General features: G+C 44.1%; 20 protein-coding genes and 1 other RNA gene. 14 read left to right on the forward strand and 7 right to left on the reverse strand.

Translation table 11 applies throughout. The annotated features are described in order from the left end of the window. Positions 1-55 precede the first annotated feature (55 nt). The 3 genes from megL (at position 56) to ffs (ending at position 2,151) form a co-directional block, all read left to right on the forward strand. Positions 56-1,249 (forward strand): methionine gamma-lyase, encoded by a 1,194-nt coding sequence (megL, locus tag SO_RS08330; protein ID WP_011071933.1) that lies wholly within the window; start codon positions 56-58, stop codon positions 1,247-1,249. 213 nt (positions 1,250-1,462) lie between these two features. Then, positions 1,463-1,828 carry a ComEA family DNA-binding protein gene (locus tag SO_RS08335; RefSeq protein ID WP_011071934.1) on the forward strand — a complete coding sequence of 122 codons (366 nt, stop codon included), beginning with the start codon at positions 1,463-1,465 and terminating at the stop codon, positions 1,826-1,828. Positions 1,829-2,053: 225 nt separating this feature from the next. After that, positions 2,054-2,151, forward strand: an RNA gene (ffs, locus tag SO_RS08340) — signal recognition particle sRNA small type. Positions 2,152-2,299: 148 nt separating this feature from the next. Here ffs and SO_RS08345 read toward each other — a convergent pair. Genes SO_RS08345 through dinG form a run of 6 tightly spaced genes read right to left on the reverse strand, consistent with a single transcriptional unit; the run spans position 2,300 to position 7,724 of the window. Then, positions 2,300-2,578, reverse strand: coding sequence for a late competence development ComFB family protein (locus SO_RS08345; RefSeq protein WP_011071935.1), 279 nt, complete (start codon positions 2,576-2,578; stop codon positions 2,300-2,302). Positions 2,579-2,599: 21 nt separating this feature from the next. Continuing rightward, a complete protein-coding gene (locus SO_RS08350; RefSeq protein WP_011071936.1) occupies positions 2,600-3,514 on the reverse strand; it encodes a histone deacetylase family protein in 915 nt (304 codons plus the stop codon). Positions 3,515-3,519: 5 nt separating this feature from the next. Beyond that, positions 3,520-4,200 (reverse strand): DUF2057 domain-containing protein, encoded by a 681-nt coding sequence (locus SO_RS08355; protein WP_011071937.1) that lies wholly within the window; start codon positions 4,198-4,200, stop codon positions 3,520-3,522. A gap of 9 nt (positions 4,201-4,209) precedes the next feature. Beyond that, a complete protein-coding gene (locus SO_RS08360; RefSeq protein ID WP_172966552.1) occupies positions 4,210-4,878 on the reverse strand; it encodes a primosomal replication protein in 669 nt (222 codons plus the stop codon). Continuing rightward, entirely contained in the window at positions 4,869-5,642 is a 774-nt protein-coding gene (locus SO_RS08365; RefSeq protein WP_011071939.1) for a TSUP family transporter, read from the reverse strand. The genes SO_RS08360 and SO_RS08365 overlap by 10 nt, the downstream gene beginning before the upstream one ends. Positions 5,643-5,651: 9 nt before the next feature. Beyond that, positions 5,652-7,724: an ATP-dependent DNA helicase DinG gene (gene dinG / locus SO_RS08370; RefSeq protein WP_011071940.1), complete on the reverse strand. Its 2,073-nt coding sequence runs from the start codon at positions 7,722-7,724 to the stop codon at positions 5,652-5,654. A gap of 125 nt (positions 7,725-7,849) precedes the next feature. Here dinG and SO_RS08375 point away from each other — a divergent pair, with 125 nt between their 5' ends. The 9 genes from SO_RS08375 (at position 7,850) to SO_RS08415 (ending at position 20,312) form a co-directional block, all read left to right on the forward strand. After that, the gene (locus tag SO_RS08375; protein ID WP_238560566.1) at positions 7,850-10,336 is read left to right on the forward strand and encodes a DNA polymerase II; all 2,487 of its coding nucleotides are present in this window, start codon (positions 7,850-7,852) and stop codon (positions 10,334-10,336) included. 220 nt (positions 10,337-10,556) lie between these two features. After that, positions 10,557-11,753 (forward strand): porin, encoded by a 1,197-nt coding sequence (locus tag SO_RS08380; RefSeq protein ID WP_011071942.1) that lies wholly within the window; start codon positions 10,557-10,559, stop codon positions 11,751-11,753. 280 nt (positions 11,754-12,033) lie between these two features. Next, positions 12,034-14,844 carry a TonB-dependent receptor plug domain-containing protein gene (locus SO_RS08385; protein ID WP_011071943.1) on the forward strand — a complete coding sequence of 937 codons (2,811 nt, stop codon included), beginning with the start codon at positions 12,034-12,036 and terminating at the stop codon, positions 14,842-14,844. 510 nt (positions 14,845-15,354) lie between these two features. Beyond that, positions 15,355-16,137: a DUF3450 domain-containing protein gene (locus tag SO_RS08390; RefSeq protein WP_011071944.1), complete on the forward strand. Its 783-nt coding sequence runs from the start codon at positions 15,355-15,357 to the stop codon at positions 16,135-16,137. Continuing rightward, positions 16,137-17,492, forward strand: a complete 1,356-nt coding sequence (locus SO_RS08395; RefSeq protein ID WP_011071945.1) for a MotA/TolQ/ExbB proton channel family protein — start codon at positions 16,137-16,139, stop codon at positions 17,490-17,492. Before SO_RS08390 ends, SO_RS08395 begins: the two co-directional genes overlap by 1 nt. After that, positions 17,492-18,019: a MotA/TolQ/ExbB proton channel family protein gene (locus SO_RS08400; RefSeq protein ID WP_011071946.1), complete on the forward strand. Its 528-nt coding sequence runs from the start codon at positions 17,492-17,494 to the stop codon at positions 18,017-18,019. The genes SO_RS08395 and SO_RS08400 overlap by 1 nt, the downstream gene beginning before the upstream one ends. Positions 18,020-18,032: 13 nt before the next feature. Then, complete coding sequence (locus tag SO_RS08405) at positions 18,033-18,437, forward strand: ExbD/TolR family protein (protein ID WP_011071947.1); 405 nt, start codon at positions 18,033-18,035, stop codon at positions 18,435-18,437. Position 18,438: 1 nt separating this feature from the next. After that, positions 18,439-19,062, forward strand: a complete 624-nt coding sequence (locus SO_RS08410) for an energy transducer TonB (protein WP_011071948.1) — start codon at positions 18,439-18,441, stop codon at positions 19,060-19,062. Between the two features lie 2 nt (positions 19,063-19,064). Then, on the forward strand, positions 19,065-20,312 hold the full coding sequence (locus tag SO_RS08415; RefSeq protein WP_011071949.1) for a tetratricopeptide repeat protein: 1,248 nt from the start codon (positions 19,065-19,067) through the stop codon (positions 20,310-20,312). A gap of 51 nt (positions 20,313-20,363) precedes the next feature. On the opposite strand, the gene SO_RS08420 is transcribed toward SO_RS08415, so the two are convergent. Further along, positions 20,364-20,873, reverse strand: coding sequence for a diguanylate cyclase domain-containing protein (locus SO_RS08420; RefSeq protein WP_011071950.1), 510 nt, complete (start codon positions 20,871-20,873; stop codon positions 20,364-20,366). 80 nt (positions 20,874-20,953) lie between these two features. Here SO_RS08420 and SO_RS08425 point away from each other — a divergent pair, with 80 nt between their 5' ends. Next, positions 20,954-22,783, forward strand: coding sequence for a DUF885 domain-containing protein (locus SO_RS08425; RefSeq protein ID WP_011071951.1), 1,830 nt, complete (start codon positions 20,954-20,956; stop codon positions 22,781-22,783). A 154-nt stretch (positions 22,784-22,937) separates the two neighbouring features. Then, the gene (locus tag SO_RS08430; RefSeq protein ID WP_011071952.1) at positions 22,938-23,216 is read left to right on the forward strand and encodes a peptidylprolyl isomerase; all 279 of its coding nucleotides are present in this window, start codon (positions 22,938-22,940) and stop codon (positions 23,214-23,216) included. The last annotated feature ends 4 nt before the right edge of the window (positions 23,217-23,220 follow it).

The following is a 23,220-nucleotide window of genomic DNA, read 5'->3' on the forward strand; positions in this document are numbered from 1 at the left end:
CCTCAAACAATGAATCAAAAATTGAATGATGTTATGGCATAACAAGGAGCAAGCAATGCAAGATAAATCAAGCAAAATGTGGAAAGCGGCGACCCAAGCCATTCATGCCGGACATGAGCGAGAGGCCTTCGGTTCTTTAGTCACACCACTTTATCAAACTGCAACTTTTGTGTTTGATTCGGCGCAGCAGGGGGGCGAACGTTTTGCGGGTAACGAGCCAGGCTATATCTACACCCGCCTTGGTAATCCGACCGTTGCAGAGCTCGAGCGTAAAATGGCGATATTAGAACGGGCTGAAGCCGCAGCAGCAACTGCATCGGGGATGGGGGCGGTTTCGGCAGCGCTACTTGCAAACTTACAGATAGGTGATCATCTTGTGGCATCTAATGCGGTATATGGGTGTACTTTTGCGCTAATGACCAACCAATTTGCCCGTTTCGGTATTGAGGTGACTTTAGTTGACTTTAGTGATGTAGAGTTGATTGAGCGGGCTATTAAACCCAATACCAAGGTGATTTTTTGTGAAACGCCAGTGAATCCTCATTTGCAGGTATTTGATCTGAGCGCCATTGCAGCTATTGCCAAACGACATAGTCTGACAAGTATTGTCGATAATACGTTTATGACGCCGCTGCTGCAGCAACCGATAGCGCTGGGCATTGATGTTGTGGTGCACAGTGCGACTAAGTACTTAAATGGGCATGGTGATGTGATTGCGGGCATTGTTTGTGGTAGTGAAGCACAATTGCACCGAGTCAAATATGAAATTCTTAAAGATATTGGTGCGGTGATGTCTCCCCACGATGCTTGGCTTATCCTACGAGGCCTTAAAACCTTAGATGTGCGCTTGCAACGCCATTGTGAGAGTGCGCAGCGGGTTGCTGAGTTTTTAGAGCAACACCCTGCAGTGACACGAGTTTACTATCCAGGACTTAAATCCCATTCAGGTCATCGATTTATCGGCCAACAGATGCGGCGTGCAGGAGGGGTGATCGCCTTTGAATTAGCCGCTGATTTTACTCAGGCGATGGCGTTTGTTGGCAACCTTAAATTATTTTCGATTGCGGTCAGTCTGGGCGATGCGGAATCTCTTATTCAACATCCGGCTTCAATGACCCACTCTCCTTATTCGCCAGAAGCGCGTGCCGCAGCCGGAATTGGTGATAATCTGCTGAGAATTTCTGTCGGTTTAGAGGATTGCGACGATATCATCGCTGATTTGAGCCAGGCATTAGCTGCGTTAGTGTAATTTTTAAAAAACCATTTTTTTAGGAAAGGATGCCTTCATGGTGTCTTTTTCGTTGTATGGCATCCCTATAATAACGGTTCTTAATATCCCCATTTTAGCCATAGGTAATATTTGTACTTTGGCATTTGGAAATTTGTAAAAGCTTCGTCTATGTTTGATTGGTGGCCACGGAAGTTGGACGAAAGGCCGAATTTCAAGGAGAGAGGAACTATTATGAAAGTAAAATCTAGCTTACCTGCAGTTGTATGTGCTGTTGTATTTTCCGCACTGTTAACCATACCTGCGATTGCGGCAGATCCGGTAAAAGAAGCCTCTAAGGTGCAAAGCCAAGCGAAAACTGAGGCCAAAAACATGGCAAACGATGCTAAACAAGCATTGCCAGATGCGGCGCAAGTCAATATCAACACCGCTTCGGCTGAACAATTACAACTGTTAAAGGGTATTGGTGTCGCAAAGGCGCAGGCCATCATCGATTATCGTACCCAAAATGGACAATTTAAGGCCATTGATGAGTTAGCCAATGTCTCAGGTATTGGCGCTAAGCTGATTGAGCAAAATCGTCATATGATTAAGTTGTAACACGATTGCATCATCTTGAGTTGTTTGAGCTCGAGTGTTGTTTAGCGAAGAGAAAGCCTGCATTTGCAGGCTTTTATCATTTTAATACTTGGGTTTGCCTATAGATTGTCCAGTTAAACTAGATATTTACCAAACGGGTGGATTAACACTTGATCCCATAGAAGGCATGGGGGATAATCCGCGTCGTTCAGTCATCATCTTGATGCGCTCGAAGTTATGGTGACCCTAGGGTCCCCCCGCAATGATAACTTGTGAACTCGGCCAGGCCCGGAAGGGAGCAACCGCAGCAAGCGACTCGTGTGCCGGGGTGTCGGCTCTAGGGGAACCTCCAAATATCCTATCTTGTTATAATCACTATTCGTTTTCCCTTTTATATCGGTGTGTAACCACATTCTTCGATAATTTAACTAATGTATTTAATCTGTTGACGATTCTTTGTTCCAATTCATGTATTTTAAAATCGATTTATTCTTAGCTTTCTTCCTGCATTCTTTTTTGTAAATTCTGTTTTAGAAAGGCGCGAGATTTTTCGAGTGCGGCTTGGATTTCCCGTTTAAGTTCTTGCAATTCATCGTAATCTTCAAAAAAGTAGGTGTCGACTAAGTGGCGAATATAACGTACGGGCAGTTGATTGAGCGTGACACAGCAAAGATCAGCTAAATAATCCTCCGGCAGTTCATCCATGAGGCCTTCATCGGATAACATTTCCATTAAGAGAACTTCGTAATAGTTACGGATTTCGAGTTGCATCGTTGTGCTCCATGATGGTTTTTATTGAGTTTGCAACCATAAATGGTTTGCTGCAATAAAAAGTTGGCTATGTCTTTGGCTTAATTGTAGTGCGTCTCTGCTATAGCCGCCGCCAATTACCGCGGCGACAGGAATATTTGCCGCTCTTGCCATGGAGAGCACAGTAACATCACGCTGATAGAGCCCTTGCTGGCTGATCTGTAGATGGCCTAAGTCATCATCCTGATGGATATCAACGCCAGCGTCATAGAGGATTAAATCCGGTTGATGTAGACGAATTAGCAACTCGAGAGTCTGCTCAACGGTGTCTAAATAGGCGCTATCATCAGTGCCTTTAACAAGTTCAATATCATAGTGTGAATGTTGTTTACGGCTGGGGAAGTTGTCTTTGCAGTGAATAGAGCAACTGATAATCCCTTGATGTAGTTGGCTAAGTGTGGCGGTGCCATCGCCTTGGTGAACATCACAATCAAAAATCAAAATCTTATGCAGTTGCTGCTCTATGATAAGCTTTCTCGCCGCAATAATTAAGTCATTGAAAATACAGTAGCCACTGCCGAACTCATAATGCGCATGGTGATAACCTCCAGTTAAGTGCAGTGCAATGCCTGTTTGCAATGCTAAGGCTGCTGTCAAACTGGTGCCCGCAAGGGAATGCAAAGTGCGCTCGACCAATGCTTCACTCCAGGGAAATCCAATGCGCCTGAGTGCAGAAGTCGCTAAGGTGCCATCAATAAACTGCTCAACGTAATCCCGATGGTGCACTTGCATTATCTCTTCGGCTGTCATTGGCGTAGGAGTGTGAAATTGTGTAGGCGTGGCAAGTTGGTTATCGAGCAGATACTGATAAAGATGTGCGTATTTTGTGGTAGGGAAGCGATGGTGGATGGGTAACGCCAGCTTAGAGTAGCTGGCGTGATAAACCAATGGGATCATGTAGATTAGAGCTGTGAAATTGCCCAGCTCATAAACTCTTTACGAGTTTTCTCGTCAGCTTGTAACCACCAGTACTGCAACATCTGCTGTGGGTTTGCACCGGTTGCTTTTGAGGCGTCGGTTGGCGATGTTGTTGCTGTCGCACTTACTGCGACTTGCGCTGATGTAGGTGCTGGCGTCGCTGCGACTGCAACACCTGTCGCTGTGGCAGCAGTACCAGAAACATCCACCGCTTGGTTACCACTGAATAGACGAGATACGAAGCTCTCTTCTTCAATGTTTGTATTCGTGACCTGATAGTTCACTTGACCTTTGTCAGCACGGGTTAGTACTACTTGGGGATTTTGGGCAAACACTTTAGGCTTTTTAACGACTTTGCCTTCAGCGGCTTGTAAATAATATTGATGATCGCCATCGACCTCTAGGGTCACAATAAAGGGAGATGATTTAACAAAAGTTTGGCTGTCACTGAAATCATCTTCCACCATTTCGTGGTAGCGAATAGCGACTTTGTGGGTGCCGGGCGCCAATTCTAAACTGCTTTTATGGTTGAATACGCTGGACTCGACTTTTTTGCCGTCGAGGGCAAGGTATTCGAATGACATAGGGATATTCAGATCTGCGGCAGAGACTGAGGCAGAGCCGAGTAGCACTAGCAGGCTGCTGATTGGCAAAAGTGATTTCATTGTTGCTCCTTAACGATTATGGCTCTGATGTGGACGTTCGAATGCTTGAATGCGATCTTCGATATAACTGATAGCTTGCCTGCATTTACCTAAACGACGATGCATCAAAAGGATGTCATTTTGCAAACTGATTTTGTCAGCACTATGACAGTTTTCAAGTTTTGATTCCATTTCTGCAATTTTTTGTTCGAATTTCTTCGCCCAATTCAGATGCTTATTCAGCTCTGCATAGATTTCGTGGCTATTTTGTAACACATTGCTAGCGATCCAAGCAAACCCACTCGCTTGGTGGGACTGGTTTTGCTGCTGAGCAAAACGCGCGCGTTTACTTGCTCGTTGTTGATTTTTGGACTTTACGTCAATCGATGTTGTCAGTAAGGCGCGTTTAACCGCGGTAAATCTGTCTTGGATACGCTCACAGCTCATGGCGATGGTTTGCGGCGCGAGTTTTAGTGCAATTTGCTTCTCTAACTGGACGATACTACTGCGAATTTGCTCAATGCATGGCATAAGTTGAGCGCCATGCTGAATGAACAGTGACTGATTAAAGCGCTCAATATCTTGCAGAAGTTTGCGTTGGCTTGGCACAAGGTGACTGTCGTGTTGCAGTACTTCTTGCTCTAATGTTTTTAGCTGATTTTTCAACGTACTGATTAGCTGCGATGTGTTCAAAACCATGCGCTCCACGCCAGATTAGCGGCAATTGACAGGACGATTAATATAAATAAAGGCCGTATAAATGGCATGCCAAATTTTATTGCACAGCGTGCGCCAACAAAGGAACCTAGCATCATTGAGAGCCCCATCCACAGGCCTATCTGCCAGTGTACTTGTCCTAGATAGCCAAAAATCGCCAGTGCGGTCAGGTTACTGGTAAAGGTCATGGCTCTAGCGAGCGCGCAGCTATGTAACAATGGCAGTTTATAGAGCGTCCCCGAACTGACTGTCCAAAATGCACCAATGCCGGGGCCAGCAAAACCATCGTATGCGCCCAGTATCAAACCTTGTAGGCTTTGTTTCAACTTAGGCTGAGTTTGTGTCGGCGCTTGGCAATCAGTATCTGAGATGGCATTGGGGCTGAGCAAACTGTATATCGCGATGCCGATAATCAGCAGTGGTAAGGCTTTTTCAAGCCATTGTGCATTTAACAAATAAACCAAGATGCTGCCTAAGACTGCACCAATAAAAGTGGCGACAAACGCCATATACCAAAAGGCGGGTTTGAGTAAGTGTTGACGATAAAAGGTCCAAGCAGCCATTGAAGAGCCAAAACTGGCGGCAAATTTGTTGGTACCTAAGGCGGTATGAGGCGGGATGCCAAGGGTGAGTAGTGCAGGGATTGATAATAAGCCTCCACCACCGACCACGGCATCGATAAAACCGGCAACTAAGCCAATGGCGGCCAATAAGGCCCAGTTACTGGGCTCGAGTAACAACTCCAAATCTTAATCCTACTCTATGACTCGTCTAAAGGGAGGCAGAGCGTCTAGCAAAGATTTGCCATAACGTTTGGTCACTAATCGCCTATCTAAAATAGTGACGCGGCCATAATCCTGCTCTTTGCGCAGTAATCTACCACAACTTTGGATCAGTTTTCGCGATGCATCTGGAATGGTCAGTTGCAGGAACGGATTTCCGCCCTTTATTTTCACATATTCAGCATGGGCTTGTTCTACGGGCGAGGTTGGCACAGCAAAGGGCAATTTAGTGACGATGAGGTTAGTCAGGTAATCCCCTGGTAAGTCTAAGCCTTCAGAAAAACTGCCAGTACCGAATAAGATGCTCGGCTCACCTTTGTCACATTTGGCCTTATGGGTTTCGAGCAGTTGTTGGCGTGGCGCATTGCCTTGAATTAGGATTTCGAGCGCAAGTTTACCTTCGAGCAATTCGGCGACTTTTTCCATTTGCCAGTAGGAAGCGAACAGTACTAAGGTTGCCATTTCACCCTCAATCAGTTGAAGGATTTGTTCGGCAAGTTCGGCGGTATAGGCATCGTCCGTCGGCTCGGTTTTCATTTTAGGTAAGTAAAGTGTGGCGTTATTGGGATAATCAAAGGGCGATTGCAACGCAAGGTAACGGCTGCCGTCCTTTAGCGATAATCCCACTTGATGGGCAAAGTGGTCGAAGTTATTGAGTGCGCGCAGTGTGGCACTGCACAGCACAACCCCCGCGGCCTTTTGCCAAAGCATGGTTTCCAGCATAAAGCCCACTTCAATCGGCGAGGCGCTGAATAGGTAATCGACTTGCTTACCTGTAATTAACTCAATCCAACGGGCCATTGGGGCACCTTTATTGGAGTCTTCCTTGGCCATCATCTTCCAGAGCTTTTGTAGATTTTCAAGCCGTTGCAACATAAAGCCCATTTCAGCCTGAAGTGCTTCCGCTTGGTGCTTAGGAATATCGCCATCTTTTATCGCTTCTGCGAGCAATAATTGCATCTTATTAAATTGCTTAAGGGCGAGATTGGAAGTGGCCGCGAGGTTCTCGGCGGGGATTTTTAGCGCGCCTGGTAATTTGCCATGCTCGAAGCGATAACGGCTCTCGGGGTTTGCAAACTGCTTGGTTTGGGTATCACAGTAGTGGGCAACCTGGTTAAGTTGGCCAATGAGATCGCCAATATGATCCTGCATCGCCTGCGCCGGTGCGATGATATTGTTGCTTTTTATCTGATTTTGTAACTTAGCGCTGGTCTTGCCGACTTTTTCAAGCCAGTCGGCGGCGCCTCTTAGTGTTGCCTGTGCGCTGGAAAAGTCCCGAGCCACAATCGGCAAGTGGTGAGCTTCGTCAATCACGTAAAATACGTCTTCGGGATTGGGCAAAATTACCCCGCCACCCAGCTCTAAATCGGCAAACAACAAGCTGTGGTTAGCAATCAGTACATCCCAAGTATCCACATCCTCACGTGCTTTATGGAAGGGACAATTACGATGGCTAGCTAACTGCCTATGACAGCTGTGTTTATCGCAGGCGATTTGTTGCCAGAGATGATCCGGTATTGGCGTTGATAAGGTGTCAATTTCACCGTTCCAACGACCTTCGTTAACGTCGTTTAACAGCGTTTGTAGCATGGCAATTTGGCTATTATCCGGCTTCGTTTGCCACATCGCCATTTGGGTGCTGTTATCATCACCAATCAGCATGGCAAGCTTGGATAAACAAACATAACGCTGGCGGCCTTTCACCAGTCCGAAGCGAAAGTTTAACCCTGATTGTTCAAGGAAAAACGGCAGATCTTTGTGTAGCAACTGCTCTTGTAGTGCCACTGTTGCGGTGGCGATACAGACCTTTTTCTTACTCGCCAGCGCCAGCGGGATCGTGCCTAAAATGTAAGATAATGATTTACCAATCCCCGTACCGGCTTCGACCACTATGATGCGTCTATCTTTGTCATAGTCACCTGCAAGTGTTTTAGAGATTTCTGCCACCATAAAGTTTTGCTCGCGTCGTGGCCTAAAATTAGGCAAAGAGGCGGCAATATCCTTATAGATAGCGCGGATCTGGTTTTTTACGTTGTCAGGTAACATGCGGCACTACTTTATCGAATTAATGCTGTACATAATAACAGTGATTGCATAGCCTAAGAAACTTTTCTGCCATTTTATGGCGATTTAATTGAAAACCTAGCGAGAGCATAAGATTGAGACCGCAGTTGAGCAACCCCAGCACGCCGACTTTTGCCAGCTTGACGCCTGAGAGTGTACAGGGCCGAGTGTTGACACGCCACGCGATTGCACGAGATGGCAATCTGTTGTTGCAATACTATCTCGCTACAGAATCGGGCCCTGTGCTGATGGAATTGCCAGACACTGAATACATTTGCTTTTGTCATCAAACAGATATTCAGGCATTGCAGTTACAAACGCCGGGATTGGCGCTACGTTTTGTGCCACTTGAACTTAAGAGCTTTAAAAGACAAGCCGTGGCGGGGATTTATGCCAAGTCCAGTAGCGCATTTCGAAGTTTACAACGGATTGCAAACGATGCGGGTATTCCATTATTCGAGGCTGATATTCGCCCTGAGCAGCGTTTTTTAATTGAACGCTTTGTCGCTCTCGATGTGGCTTTTTTAGGGCACTATGCTAACAAGATAGCTAACAACATAAAATGTGACAACGACTCAGCAATTCAGGCTATTAACAAAAGTGAGAACAGTCAGGGACATTTATCGGTTTTCACTGCGATGCGCGCAAAAGCGATTGCGCCGCAGCCAACGATTAAATTGCGCTCGATTTCACTTGATTTTGAATGCAGTTTTGATGGTTTACTCTATTCGGTGGCGCTTTATGGGCGTGACGCTCAGGCTCAACCCTATGAAAAAGTGATTATGGTGGGTGAGGTGCAATCTGATGCTCCGCAGTACATCGAATGGGTGAGCGATGAGGCGATGCTTATTCGTCGGTTGATTGCATGGTTTGCGGAGTTTGATCCCGATGTGATCATTGGTTGGTCTGTGGTGACCTTTGACTTGGCTTTGCTATATCGCCGAGCTTTGTTGCATCGCATTCCTTTACGACTAGGTCGTGGCGGCGCACTACTTGAATGGAAAGTTGATAATAAATTTCGACCTGAAACCTTAAACTTACCAGGGCGAGTGGTGCTTGACGGTATCGATTGGTTGAAGGCGGCATTTTATCACTTTGAACGTTTTTCCTTGGAATTTGTCGCCCAAGCATTGCTCGGTGAAGGCAAAGCGATTCATGATGTGGAAAATCGAGTCCAAGAAATCGACGCTTTATTTACTGAAGATAAACAGTCGCTTGCTCACTATAATCTGACTGATAGCCGATTGGTGTGGGATATCTTTGAACATACTCAATTGTGGGATTTTGCCCTCGCACGCGCCGAGTTAACCGGATTAGAACTGGGCCGAGTGGGGGCATCGGTCGCTGCATTTAATCACTTATACCTACCGCATTTACACCGTGCTGGTTACGTCGCGCCCGCAGAACCTGCCAGTCAAGGGATTGAAAGCCCTGGCGGGTATGTGATGGATTCTGTCCCTGGCTTTTATCAGCATATTTTAGTTTTTGACTTTAAAAGTCTTTATCCCTCGATAATCCGTACTTTTTTGATCGATCCCAAAGGGCTCATTGAAGGCTTGGGCGATGATTCGCTCGTTTTGGATGAGTCTGAAACCGTTACCGGTTTTTTAGGGGCTCGTTTTAGTCGGCGACAGCCTATTTTGCCAAAGCTTATTCAAACACTATCTGAGCAGCGCGAAAAAGCTAAGCGGGAAGCGAATGCGCCTTTATCGCAAGCGATTAAAATTATTATGAATTCACTTTATGGGGTGTTAGGTTCCCAAGGTTGTGTATTCCATGATGCAAAGTTGGCGAGCTCCATTACCATGCGTGGTCATCAGATTATGAAACAGACTCGCGCTTGGATTGAGGAGATGGGCTATCAAGTGATTTATGGTGATACCGATTCTACCTTTGTTCACTTAGGTTATGAGCCTGATTTAAGTGATATTTCTGCCTTAGGTAAACAGATTGCCGCGCAAATAAATGCAAACTGGCAGGCTAAAATCACCAAGGACTTTGAGCTAGAAAGTTTTCTCGAGTTACAGTTTGAGCGGCACTACGAGCAGTTTTTCATGCCAACCTTGAGGGGCTCTGAGGAGGGAAGTAAAAAGCGCTATGTTGGCGCTTGGCGTAATGTGAGCGGCGAGTTGGAAATCACTTTTAAGGGGATGGAACAGGTTCGAAGTGATTGGAGCCCTTTAGCGAGAAAGGTTCAGGCCGAACTCTATGAGCGAATGTTCAATCAGCGAGATATTAGCGGTTATCTCGCGGATGTCATAGGCGAACTTCAGGCCGGAAAACGGGATGATGAGCTGATCTTTAGTAAGCGAATGCGTCGAAATCTCGAAGAATACACTGCCAAATCCTCCCCCCATGTGAAAGTCGCACGGCAGCTTTGTGAATTAACCGGCAAGGCATCCTATAGCAAGAGAGGTGCACAGATTGATTATGTCATCACGGTAAACGGTCCTGAGCCAGTTTCCCATAGATCGTCTACAATTGACTATCAGTATTACATTGATAAACAAATCGGTCCTATTGCTGAGCCTGTTTTTTCAATAATGAAATTAAATTACACTAATATTGCCTCAAAACAGCTGTCGTTAATTTGATGTTATTGGTGTGCTGTTTGTGTTTGATTTTCTGTTATTTGTAGTGTTTTAATCTGTTTTGTGGCGGTTAAATGGTCTGTTTTTGTGATGTTTATCTATAGAGTCCTTCGGTTTCCCTTGGAGAGTTTAATTAAAATTTGCTACTCTCAGCGGGAAATTGTAAGGAAAAATAACAACGGAATGACGTTGATAGAACATAAACGAGAAGGTTAAGCACCAAATGAACAAAACGATAGTCGCCACTGCGCTAGCAGCACTCTTTCTTGCACCAACCGTATCTGCAATTGAAATCTACAAAGATGATAAAAATGCAGTGGAAATAGGGGGGTTTATTGATGCGCGCGTAATCAACACTCAAGGTGAAACAGAGGTTGTTAATGGTGCTTCTCGAATTAATTTTGGTTTCAGCCGCGAGTTAAGCGATGGCTGGAATGCGTTTGCTAAGTTGGAATGGGGCGTTAACCCTGTTGGCAACAGTGATATTGTGTATAGCAATCGCTTTGAATCTGTTCAAGATGAATTTTTTTATAACCGTTTAGGTTATGCCGGACTGAGCCACGATAAATACGGCACACTCACCATCGGTAAACAATGGGGAGCTTGGTACGATGTTGTTTATGGCACTAACTATGGTTTTGTCTGGGATGGCAATACCGCTGGTGTTTACACCTTTAACAAAGATGATGGTGCAGTCAACGGTGTCGGTCGGGGTGATAAAACAGTTCAATACCGTAACACGTTTGGTGACGTGAGTATTGCTGCGCAAGTACAGCTAAAAAACAGCAGTTTTTATACTTGTGATTCTGTGCCTGACCAAGATGACTGCAAAAAGTTATGGGAGACTGGTGATAGATCTGCCCAGCAAGTTGATTATGACGAAACCTATGGTTTTGCTGTGACTTATAAAGCAACTGACAAATTGACCTTAACCGCTGGTGTTAACCGTGGTGAATTTGACGTTAGCTTTGGGAATGGCGAATCAACTACCGCTGTCGATCTTATCTACGGTGCAGGCATAATGTGGGGCGGGTTTGATGCTAATGGTTGGTATGCAGCCGCTAACATTAACAAGCAAGAAAACCACGATACCGATAATTTAGGCCGTTTGATTAAAGAGGCTGTTGGGGCTGAAACGTTACTGTCGTACAAATTCGATAATGGTCTACGTTACTTCGTGTCCTATAACATTTTAGATGCGGGTAAAGATTATGTCATTCAGCCCAATTTACCCATTTATGCTAACGATGTGTTTAAGCGCCAATTTGTCGTTGCTGGTGTGCACTATCTGATGGATGCCAATACGGTTATCTACTTGGAAGGTCGTAAAGATTTTAGCGATTTTACCGGAGTGGATGAAGCTGCGATGGCGCTTTCAGAAGATGACGGTATCGCTATCGGGATCCGTTATACACTGTAAGTCATAACGTCGCCTGAAAGGGCCTAAGTTTAACAAAAACGCCAGTCAGCAATGACTGGCGTTTTTGTATTTGGATTTCGGAGTATTAAGGTTCTCGTTTGTAAAGTGGTCATAATGTAGCCGGATAGTTTAATTTGTGTATTTTATGTTGATTAAAGGTTTTATATGTGATTTTATTGTTTCTGCCGAGTACAGCATGTTTTTGACGTACTTTTGTTTGAAACTGCTTATTAAATAAGCGGATTATAATAAAGACATAATATGTCCAGGGAGATAGACAATGCATAAGAATAACTTATTAGCCAAATCTGTGCGTTTCGCATTGATTGGTGGTGTAGCTGCAACTGCATTAAATGTGCCATTAGTCATGGCTGCTGATGAAGCTGGTGCTGATAAAAAAGTAGAGCGTATTGAAGTAACGGGTTCACGTATCAAGCGTACCGATATGGAAGCGGCAAGTCCTGTTCTTTCGATGAATAGAGATGAGATTGAAGCCACAGGTATGATTAGTGTTGGTGATATCTTACAAACAATTCCAGCTGCAGGTTCTGCACTAAACACTGCTTTCAACAATGGTGGTGACGGTTCTACTAACATGGACCTGCGTAACCTTGGGTCTCAACGTCTACTGGTGTTAGTGAATGGTAAGCGCTGGATATCTTCTTTAGGTTCAACGGTTGACTTAAACACAATTCCTACATCAACAATTGAGCGCATCGATGTATTAAAAGATGGTGCTTCAGCGGTTTACGGTTCTGACGCTATTGCGGGTGTTGTTAACATTATTACTCGCAAAAACTTTGAAGGTGTTGAAGTTTCTGTCTATGGCGGACAAAACGCTAAATATGACGATGGTCGCCAATACACCGCTGATTTTACTGTTGGTTCAGTATCTGAAAAAGGTGGCTTATTATTCAACATGGCCCACGTGACTCAGCAACCTATTTGGGCTGGTGACCGTGATATTTCTGATACTGGTTACAGTTCTACTGCGGATAACACTCGTATCCGCGTTAAGGGCTCGCAACTGAATCAAGCTAACCAAGATGCATTAGCTGCTATTGGTAAACCAAACAGTTCTGGTATTTACGACTATATGTCTAAAGAAGGAACTGGCGCCAATGTTGGCATGGATCAATTCCGTCCGCGTACCGGTAGCGATGTTTATAACTTTGCCCCTGATAACTATCTATCTACACCGCAAAACCGTAACTCTTTCTATGTTCAGGGTTTTTATGATATTTCGGACAACTTAAGAGTTGTTTCTGACTTTATGATGACCAACCGTAAGTCATCTCAAGAATTAGCGCCTATGCCTCTGACATTAGGCGCCTCATTTGGCGCTGCTGCAAGTCGTGTGGATATTGGTGGAAATAATATCTATAACCCATTTGGTGAAACACTCTATGGTGATAGTGCACGCGCGGTTGCTAATGGTAAACCTGTTGGGTATGTGCCTTATGCTTTACAGCGCCGTATGGTTGAGGCCGGTTCTCGTCAATACAATCAGAACGATACCACCTATCGTGCAATGGTTGGTCTTGAAGGCAATATCAATGATAACTGGAGTTGGACTGCGAGCTACATCTACGGCCAAAATAACCAAGACGTGTTGACCACAGGTCTACTCAATTTAACGCGTATCAATCAAGCATTAGGTGATAACTGTAATGCAAGCAATGGTTGTGTGGCCTTAAACCTGTTTGGCGGTCCGGGTTCCGTAACTCAAGATATGGTTGATTATATTACTTTCGATAGCGTTAGCCGTTCAGGTTTAACGATGAAAGATTATACATTTAACATCGCGGGTGACCTATTTGACTTACCTGCGGGTCCTGTTGGTTTAGCTTTCGGACTTGAACGTCGTGAAGAATCTGGTTTTGATACGCCAGATCCATTAACTGTAACAGGTGAGTCTTCTGGTAACCAACGCGATGCGACTTCTGGTGGCTTCCGTTTGGATGAAGCTTATGCTGAATTAGCGATTCCTGTAATAGAAAGCTTATTAATTACGCCGGCTGTTCGAGTTTCTGACCACGATGCCTATGGTAACAATACTACGGGTAAAGTGGGCGCTGAATTCCGCCCAATGGATGATATGTTGTTACGTGGTACATGGGCTCAGGGTTACCGTGCTCCATCTATTTCTGATTTATATGCGGGTAGCGCAGATTCTTACCCAACTTGGAATGATCCTTGTAATACAAGAGATTCTAAAGGTAATGTACTTAATATTTCAGGTTTACCAGGATGTGCTGGTGTGCCTGATGGCTATCGTCAAGCCAACACGCAAATTCGGATTTCTCAGGTTTCATCACCCGATTTAAAACCTGAAACTTCAGAGTCATACACTTTTGGTACAGTGTATAACCCATCTTGGTTAGAGGGGGCAGAATTTACCGTTGATTATTATAACATCAAGGTTGAAGATGCAATTGGCCGTTATGGACATACCACTATTGCTCGTGAGTGTGCTACTGGAGATAAGGTTTCCTCTTGCGATAAGATTGACCGTGATAGTTTAGGTAATATTGTTGATTTACGTAACTTCCTCCAAAATGCTGGCACATATGAAGTTGAAGGTATCGACTTCTTCACAGCATATCGATTCCCTGAAACATCATTTGGTTCATTCAAAACTTCACTTGATCTGGCTTATGTTCTTGGTAATGAGTTTGACGGAGAAGATCGTGCAGGTATTCAGTATGGTGATGGTGGTTTCCCTGAACTCAAAGGTAGTTTAAACATTGATTGGGCAATGGGTGATTGGGATGCACATTGGAAAATGCGTTATGTTGGTGAGTTGACCAGTGATTTTTATGCTAATGATCCAGCCAATTATGACTTCTATAAAGACAATGGTTATAGAGAGACATTCAGTGCTTATATGGTTCATAACGTATCTGTTGGTTATAACATTGAAGACTATAACACTAAGGTTTCTTTAGGTATCAATAACTTGTTCGCAACAGAGCCGCAGGCTGAAGGCCCAACTAATAACGAAGCGCTTTCTAGCAACAACTTCTCTGTTACAGAGTATGATGTGAATATGGATCGCTTTATCTATTTACGTGCAACAACCAAGTTCTAATCGTAGAACCGCTTAGTTGAAATAAAGCCGAATGCTGAAAAGTGTTCGGCTTTTTTCATTATGTTCAGCCTTATTTTTGCTATAGCACATATATATTGCCTTCGGATAACAATGGTTGATCTTCAATTTAACGCAGTTTCAAATTCGCGATAATTAGGTCGTACAACTTTTAACAACTTTAATTGTTTGTACTGCTGTAGGTGACGAGCATTTTTATCTGTTATCCACCAAATTATGACGTTTGTTTAAAAAAACGCCTTTCGAAAAAAAATTCATAACTAAGACCCCTTTACACTCGTTTTTTACATGTTCTGAATGTTGACATAGGTCAACATTTTGTGGAATGATGCCAACGGGTCTACACCCTGTAAGGGTGTAGGAAAGGGAAGACAAAACTAAGAATCACAAGAGAAAGATGAACTTACGGTAAGCATTTCCTAAAGTAAGTCTTGATTAAAGTGATGTTGCTTGTAAGTTAACTTTTTATTCACTTCAAATTGGTTGGGAACTATGTCCAAGGTAAGCAATAGAACAAAAATCGCTACTGCACTTGTTGGCGTGCTGGCATTAGCGAGCAGCAACTTAGTGGTTGCAGATCCTCTTACCGACGCGCAAAAAGCGGATAGTATGATCCATGCTGATGCTGCTGCGTCGCAAAAGAACGTTGATAAGTATTTCGATCAAGCGCAAGACATGCTTTTTGAGTATGGTTCTGTTGCTGATGAGCGTGAGTCACTGAAGTCCTATAACGATTATGTTGCCAGCTTAGTCGCTGACCAGCAAAAGTCTATGGACGCGATTCAAAACGACATTAATGGCGTAGATAAGCTGCGTCAGGGTGTTGTGCCTTTAATGTTTAAAATGGTTGAGTCTTTAGAGCAGTTCGTTCAATTAGATTTACCATTCAACTCTGAAGTACGCGCTAACCGCGTAAAAGAGTTAAAAAGACTGTTAAACACAGCTGAAGTGACTTTAGCTGAAAAGTACCGTTTGATCCTTGATGCATACAGTATCGAGCGTGACTATGGTAGTGCTGTAGATGTTAACCAAGGATCATTAAGCGTTGATGGTAAAGAAGTATTAGTTGACTTCTTCAACTTAGGTCGTGTTGCTCTTTATGCACAAAGCTTAGATCAAAAGACAGGCTGGATGTACAACCCACAAACTAAGGGTTGGGACAAGTTAGAAGACAGCTACTTGCGTGAACTGACAAAAGGTATCCGCATTGCCCGTAAACAAGGCGCTCTAGATCTATTCGCATTACCAATTCCTGCTGCGGAGACTGCACAATAATGAAGAAGTTAATTACTACAGCTGTATTAGCTGCAAGTTTTTCTTTAACTGCTGGTATGGTTAGCGCTGCTGATGCGCCTAAGACCATCGACCAATTATTGCAGCAAGTTAAAGTTGATCGCGCTGCTGAAGGTAAAGTTAATAGCAAACGTGAACAAGAGTTCCAAGCTGAGCGTGGTGATAAAGCTGCTCTGTTAAAGCGTGAAAAAGATGCGTTAGCGGCGGAAAAACAACGCGGTAAAGACCTGAACCAAGCTTTCTTAGATAACGAGCGTAAAATCGCTCAGTTAGAAGAAGATCTAAAAACCGCTCAAGGTGACTTGGGTGAAATGTTTGGTGTCGTTAAAGGTGAAGCGGGCGATTTCGCTGGTAAATTAGCGAGTTCAAACGTAAGTGCTCAATACCCAAATCGTGACAAATTTATTGCTGATTTAGGTGCGCGTAAGCAATTACCGAAAATTGAAGAACTAGAAAAGTTTTGGCAGGAGCAGCTGTTTGAAATGGCTGAATCTGGCAAAGTGGTTAAATTTCAAGGTTCTGTGACTGCGATTGACGGTTCGGTTAAGACCACTACTATCCACCGTGTGGGAGCTTACAACTTAACTGCAGAAGGTAAATATGTTGTATTTAATCCAGAGTTAAATCTAGTACAAGAACTGTCGATTCAACCTGAAGGTTATCAAGTTAGCTCAGTCAAGAAGTGGGAGCAAATCACTTCTGGTACAGCTCCATTCTATATCGACCCTGCTCGTGGTGTATTGCTGAACATTTACACTAACAAAGCCAGCTTTGAAGATCGTTTAGAATCAGGCGGTACGATTGGTTATATCATCTTAGTATTGTTGGCACTTGGCTTATTAATTGCTGCTGAGCGTTTCATTGTGCTGGCGGTTATTGGCGCAAAAGTGAAAAATCAAGCGAAGAACGTTGATAAACCAGGTAATAACGCACTTGGTCGTATCTTGAAGGTTTACCATGAAAACAAAGATGTTGATGTTGAAACATTGGAGTTGAAATTGGATGAAGCCATTCTAAAAGAAACACCAGCATTAGAAGCGCGTATTCCAATTCTAAAAGTGATTGCTGCTATCGGTCCTATGTTAGGTCTGTTAGGTACAGTAACAGGTATGATTGCAACCTTCCAAAGTATCCAATTGTTCGGTACTGGCGATCCAAAACTGATGGCTGGCGGTATCTCTATGGCATTGGTTACAACAGTTCAAGGTTTGGTTGCGGCACTGCCTCTGATGTTATTGCATGCAATGTTAGTTGCGCGTAGTAAATCAATTACCCAGATTCTGGAAGAGCAAAGTGCTGGCATCATCGCAGCGCATGCTGAGAAGAGGGCTGACTAATGATGCTATACCTGATGGACATATGGGATTCCGTCAGGGGCTTCATGGCCGCTGGAGGAAACGTCCTTTGGCTGGTTGCGTTTGTATTGTTCGTCATGTGGGCTTTGATGATCGAGCGTTATTGGTACCTTAAGTGGATTTCACCAAAAAAACATCGAGCTATCATCGCTGCATGGGATGCAAGAGAGGAAACCACCTCTTGGTACGCACACCGTATCCGTGAAGCTTGGGTGTCCCAAGCTAGTCAAGAGTTGAACGATCGCATGCTGATGATTAAAACCTTAGTAGCTATTTGTCCTATGATAGGTTTGTTAGGTACCGTTACCGGTATGATTTCAGTGTTCGATGTGATGGCAGTTCAGGGGACGAGTAATGCTCGTTTAATGGCGGCCGGTATTTCCATGGCTACCATGCCTACAATGGCGGGAATGGTGGCAGCCTTGTCCGGGGTGTTTGTTAGTACTCGGCTTGATCAACAAATGAAAATCCGGTTAGAAAAGCTAAAAGACCGCATGCCGCACCACTAGAGAGAGATTGAACATGGCACGTAAAAAGCATTCCAGTGTAGATGAGGAAGCGCAAATTGACATGACACCGATGCTCGACATCGTGTTCATTATGTTGATCTTCTTCATTGTGACAACGTCATTTGTAAAGCCATCTGGTTTGGATTACAACAAACCTAAGGCCTCACAAGCGACTTCGAAACCATCTTCTAACATTTTTATTGGTGTCAGTAAGAATGGGATCATTATGATGGAAAACCGTCAGGTTGATATCGAACGCGTCACAGCTAACGTTGAGCGTATGCTCGCCGAAGCACCAGAGGCGGCAGTAATGATCCAAGCAGATAAAGATACCACTCATGGCTTAGTGGTTAAAGTATTAGACCAAGTCAAAGCGGCCGGTATAGATAAGATTTCGGTATCTGCGGGGAACGATTAATATGTTAAGAGCACTAGTATCGATCATTATTGGTGCTGCTGTGACTTTGGGATTGTTCTGGTTTATGGCTTTTCTGGTCGGGGGCGGCGCACAGCGCGCCGAAACCTCAGCCGAGACTCCAGTGATTGAAATCACCATGGACAGACAGGATTCAAAAGCGCAGAGCAAACAAAGGGTCGTACCTCAACCTCCGCCACCACCAGCACAGCCTGAGAAGCCTCAAGCTGCGCCGCCAGAAACGTCATCAAATATTGATACGGCAATGTCGTTCAATATGGGGGGCGTGGAAGCGGGTGGTCATAGTGCCGGTGGCTTCAAACTGGGTAATATGATGAGCCGTGACGGAGATGCGACCCCAATCGTTCGTATCGAGCCACAATATCCAATCGCAGCAGCACGTGATGGCAAAGAAGGTTGGGTACAATTGCGCTTTACCATTAACGAGTTAGGTGGTGTTGAGGACGTAGAAGTTATTCAAGCTGAACCTAAGCGTTTATTCGATAAAGAAGCCATCCGTGCGCTGAATAAGTGGAAATACAAGCCAAAGATTGTTGATGGTAAGCCACTTAAGCAGCCTGGTATGACCGTACAGTTGGACTTCACTTTAGAGAAAGGAGGCAATTAATAATGCGTAATGCTCATAAAATCGCAGTTGCGTTATTACTTTCCCTTTGTGGTGGTAGTTTATCCGTATCTTCGGCAATTGCTGCTGAAAAATGCGCAGTAGATACACGCCAATCTAAAGCGGTAGGTGAAAGTTCGGCGAAAAAGGTGCAGAAATCCTTTGAAGCTTATTCAAATGGTCAGCTTGATGAAGCGATTGCCATTCTGTTAGAAGCAAACCCAAAGAATGATTTCGATAAAGCCTATGTTGGGCGTATGCTCGGTAACTTCTATGCCGAAAAAGGCAAGATGGATACGGCGATCAAGTACCTAAAACAAGCGGTTGAAGCGGATATTTTAGGTGGAACAGATCATGCTGCAACACTGCGCCTTTATGCCGATTTACTGTTACAAGAGAAACAGTTCAAGGAAGCGATTCCTTACTATTACAAGTGGATGGAATTCACCTGTAAAACCGATTCTCAGATGTATCGCCGTATTGGTATTGCTTATTCAGAACTTAAACAGTGGGATAAAGTGATTGAAGTGGCTGATAAAGGTCTTTCACTCGCAGAATCTCCTGATAAAGGTCTGTATCAGATGAAGCTAACGTCATACTTCAACCAGAAGAAGTATAAAAATGCCGTTGGTGTGTTAGAAACCATGGTGCCGTTATTTCCTGATGACGGCAGATTATGGGTTCAATTAGCACAGTTTTATCTGATGATAGAAGACTATGATAATGCTCTAGCAACTTACGATCTTGCATACCGTAATGGTTTCTTAGATACCGGAGCTAACATTACTCGTTTAGCTCAGCTGATGGCTCAAAAAGGTGCGCCTTACCAAGCAGCAAAAGTGTTTGAGAAGCACATGAAATCTGGCTTGATCACGCAGGATGTTAAGTCCTATGAGATTTTGGCTGGCTTCTATCAAAACGCGAAAGAGTTTAAAGAAGCCGCTGAACTTTATGGCAAAGCAGCTGCAATCAGCAATGACGGTAAGCTTTATTTAAAGCAAGGTCGCTTACTGAGCTTGGAAGAGAAATACTCTGAAGCGATACCAGTGCTTGAAAAAGCCATCTCTTTAGGTATTGAGCATCCTGGTGAAGCAAACTTTGAATTGGCTTTAGCTCATTTAAGTTTGAAACAGTATAAGTCTGCTTATAACCGTGCAGTATTAGCGGCGAAGGATAAGAAGACTGAGAAGAGTGCAAACAGCTATATCTCTTACATCAAAGAGAAAGCCCGTATGCATAACGTCACGCTGTAATTCAAATTATTTGCAATGCAGATCTAAAAAGCCCCGCAAGGGGCTTTTTCTTTATTGTAGTTTTATCAGTGCTTGTGATTGCTGTGGACTGCGCTCAAGTTCCTGTGAGAGTTTAGAGACATTATTAAACATGGATTCAATTTTTTGTTCCTGAGTTGGCAAGCAGAGGCAAGCCGCGAGTTTATAATCAATTTTAAGCTTATGATTTTTGCCAAACTCTTGATTAAAGTCTTGAATATGTTGTCCTATTCGCTTCAAAACAACTTCAGTGCCTTCTTCATCAATATTGAATAATCCTAAAGCAAAATGGTTGTGATCCAATCTTGCAATTAAATCAGTTGCTCGTAGCAAGGCTTCTTGTACTTGTTTAGTAAAAAATTCGAGTAAATGCGGTTGTTTTACGGTTTCATGAATGTGGGGGCACAGATACAATAGCGCCAAGCTTTGCTGCTCTCGTATATGTCTATGCCATTCTCGGTTAAAGACTTCCATAAAATAAGTTTGGTTATAGACGCCCGTTTCTGGATCTCTAAAACCTGAGTTACGAAATGAGTAGATCATAGATTAATCCCGTAAGCAGACTTTGAACTAAGTATAGGAAGAGTTTGGCTATCACGGACGTAAAAGGAGAAATATAAAAGATGAAATTAAGTTTATTAGCGGGAACACTGGCCTTAGCGCTAGCCTTACAGGGTTGCTCAAAGCCTGAAACAAATGTTGTTGCACAGGACGGTTCGACTTCGGCTGCTGCGGCTCAAGTTGAAACGCAAACCGCCGAGTCGCGCTATCTCGCTCTCGTCGATGGCTATTTTAAGGACTACTTGAAGCTAGAGCCGATATACGCAACCTTTGTTGGCGTCAATGACTACAACACTCAGTTTGGTGGTGATTTAACTGAAGAATATCTTAAGGCTCGCCACGATCTAAATACCCGCTATTTAGCACAAGTTAAGACCATTGATCTTGACGAGTTACCAGCGGATCTGCAATTAAGTTATTCGTTATTTGTTTATGACCGTGAAATGGCGTTAGTCGATGAAACCTATCCTTCACGCTTTATGCCTATCAGTCAATTTTACAGTACTGTTATTACCATGGTGCAGCTAGGAAGTGGTGAAAGTGCTCAGCCTTTTAATACGGTTCAAGACTACCGTAATTGGGAGCAGCGCGTGAATGGTTTCATTGATTGGATCAAACTCGCTCAACACCGTATGGATGAGGGGATTGCAAGCAAGGTTGTGCTTCCTCGGGTTCTTGTTGAGCGTATCATTCCTCAGCTCGATGCTATGCTGACGACCGATGCCAGCCAAAGTATTTTTTACTCGCCGATTACGCATTTCCCTGAAGGGTTTTCAGCTCAAGATAAAGCTGAGTTAACTGCAAGTTATCAGGCAATGATTAGTGAGCGTTTAGTCCCGACATTAACTGGGCTTCGTGACTATTTTAAACAGACATACTTGCCTAAGTCCCGCGCGACTGATGGTTGGTCTGGTTTGCCTAATGGCAAAGCTTGGTATCAACATTTGGCAAATTCACATACTACAACCACTATGCCAGTGGATGAAATCCATCAAATTGGTTTGAGTGAAGTTGCACGAATTCTTTCTGAAATGGATAAGGTGCGTGAACAGGTTGGTTTTAAAGGTGATTTGAAAGCCTTTTTCGCGTCATTATCCTCAGAGCCACAATACTTCTATAGCGATCGCCAAGGCTTAATTGATGGCTATATGGCGCTTAAAGATAAAATTAACCTCGTGTTGCCACAGTATTTTAATGTGATGCCCAAAGCGGACTACGTCGTTAAACCCGTTGAAAGTTTCAGAGAACAATCTGCCGCGGGAGCATCTTATGAGGCGCCAGCCGTCGATGGAAGCCGTCCTGGGGTGTTTTATATCAACACTTACAACTTAAAGGCGCAGCCTAAATGGGGCATGACGACGCTGTCTTTGCATGAAGCTGCACCTGGTCACCATTTTCAAATTGCCATTAAACAGGAGTTAACGGGGGTACCTGAGTTTCAACGCTTTAGTGGTTATACCGCGTTTGAAGAGGGCTGGGCACTTTATGCTGAGTATTTAGGCATTGAGATGGGACTCTTTAGCGATCCTTATCAGTATTTCGGTAAGCTCTCTGATGAAATGCTGCGGGCGATGCGTCTGGTCGTGGATACGGGATTACATGCAAAAGGTTGGAGCCGCGAGCAAGCCATTCAGTATATGAAAGACAACTCCCCGATGGCAGAGTCGGATATTGTTGCCGAAGTTGAGCGTTATATGGCGATTCCTGGTCAAGCGCTATCTTACAAAGTGGGTCAGCTAAAAATTCTTGCTTTGCGTGAGCGTGCTGAAAAAGCCTTAGGCGATAAGTTTGATCTAAAAGCCTTCCATGATCAGATCCTAACGTCTGGCTCGTTACCGATGGCGGTCATGGAGCAGAAGATAGACCGCTGGATTGCGGCAAACAAGGCTTAATGTATCGGATGATAAAATCGATAACGGCACTGTTTAACTCTTTTTAATTAAACAGAATGTTTTTATACTCAACATCCACATCCCGTTTAGTGTGATAAATGGGAACCATATGATATTTGGGGCAAATGTCTCAGGTTTTTGAGGGAGTTTTATTATGGTTCAAGCGACAGCAAGACATTTGTTAGTGAGCAGCGAAGATCAATGCCAAGCGCTTAAGCAACAAATTCTAGACGGTGCGGATTTTGCGCAAATAGCTCGCGCGCATTCTTCATGCCCATCCGGTGCACAAGGCGGTGAATTAGGCTCATTTGGCCCCGGCATGATGGTGCGTGAGTTTGATGAAGTGGTGTTTAGTGCGCCATTAAATGTGGTTCAAGGCCCAGTAAAAACACAGTTTGGTTACCATTTACTCGAAGTGACAAGCCGCGGTTAAATCC

The organism is Shewanella oneidensis MR-1, from assembly GCF_000146165.2.
Classification (GTDB): Bacteria; Pseudomonadota; Gammaproteobacteria; order Enterobacterales; family Shewanellaceae; genus Shewanella; species Shewanella oneidensis.

Excerpts from the sequence above, each read along its gene's own strand:
- megL (WP_011071933.1), top strand. The coding sequence starts at position 56 with ATGCAAGATAAATCAAGCAAAATGTGGAAAGCGGCGACCCAAGCCATT.
- SO_RS08335 (WP_011071934.1), top strand. The coding sequence starts at position 1,463 with ATGAAAGTAAAATCTAGCTTACCTGCAGTTGTATGTGCTGTTGTATTT.
- SO_RS08345 (WP_011071935.1), bottom strand. The coding sequence starts at position 2,578 with ATGCAACTCGAAATCCGTAACTATTACGAAGTTCTCTTAATGGAAATG.
- SO_RS08350 (WP_011071936.1), bottom strand. The coding sequence starts at position 3,514 with ATGATCCCATTGGTTTATCACGCCAGCTACTCTAAGCTGGCGTTACCC.
- SO_RS08355 (WP_011071937.1), bottom strand. The coding sequence starts at position 4,200 with ATGAAATCACTTTTGCCAATCAGCAGCCTGCTAGTGCTACTCGGCTCT.
- SO_RS08360 (WP_172966552.1), bottom strand. The coding sequence starts at position 4,878 with ATGGTTTTGAACACATCGCAGCTAATCAGTACGTTGAAAAATCAGCTA.
- dinG (WP_011071940.1), bottom strand. The coding sequence starts at position 7,724 with ATGTTACCTGACAACGTAAAAAACCAGATCCGCGCTATCTATAAGGAT.
- SO_RS08380 (WP_011071942.1), top strand. The coding sequence starts at position 10,557 with ATGAACAAAACGATAGTCGCCACTGCGCTAGCAGCACTCTTTCTTGCA.
- SO_RS08385 (WP_011071943.1), top strand. The coding sequence starts at position 12,034 with ATGCATAAGAATAACTTATTAGCCAAATCTGTGCGTTTCGCATTGATT.
- SO_RS08390 (WP_011071944.1), top strand. The coding sequence starts at position 15,355 with ATGTCCAAGGTAAGCAATAGAACAAAAATCGCTACTGCACTTGTTGGC.
- SO_RS08395 (WP_011071945.1), top strand. The coding sequence starts at position 16,137 with ATGAAGAAGTTAATTACTACAGCTGTATTAGCTGCAAGTTTTTCTTTA.
- SO_RS08400 (WP_011071946.1), top strand. The coding sequence starts at position 17,492 with ATGATGCTATACCTGATGGACATATGGGATTCCGTCAGGGGCTTCATG.
- SO_RS08405 (WP_011071947.1), top strand. The coding sequence starts at position 18,033 with ATGGCACGTAAAAAGCATTCCAGTGTAGATGAGGAAGCGCAAATTGAC.
- SO_RS08410 (WP_011071948.1), top strand. The coding sequence starts at position 18,439 with ATGTTAAGAGCACTAGTATCGATCATTATTGGTGCTGCTGTGACTTTG.
- SO_RS08415 (WP_011071949.1), top strand. The coding sequence starts at position 19,065 with ATGCGTAATGCTCATAAAATCGCAGTTGCGTTATTACTTTCCCTTTGT.
- SO_RS08420 (WP_011071950.1), bottom strand. The coding sequence starts at position 20,873 with ATGATCTACTCATTTCGTAACTCAGGTTTTAGAGATCCAGAAACGGGC.
- SO_RS08425 (WP_011071951.1), top strand. The coding sequence starts at position 20,954 with ATGAAATTAAGTTTATTAGCGGGAACACTGGCCTTAGCGCTAGCCTTA.
- SO_RS08430 (WP_011071952.1), top strand. The coding sequence starts at position 22,938 with ATGGTTCAAGCGACAGCAAGACATTTGTTAGTGAGCAGCGAAGATCAA.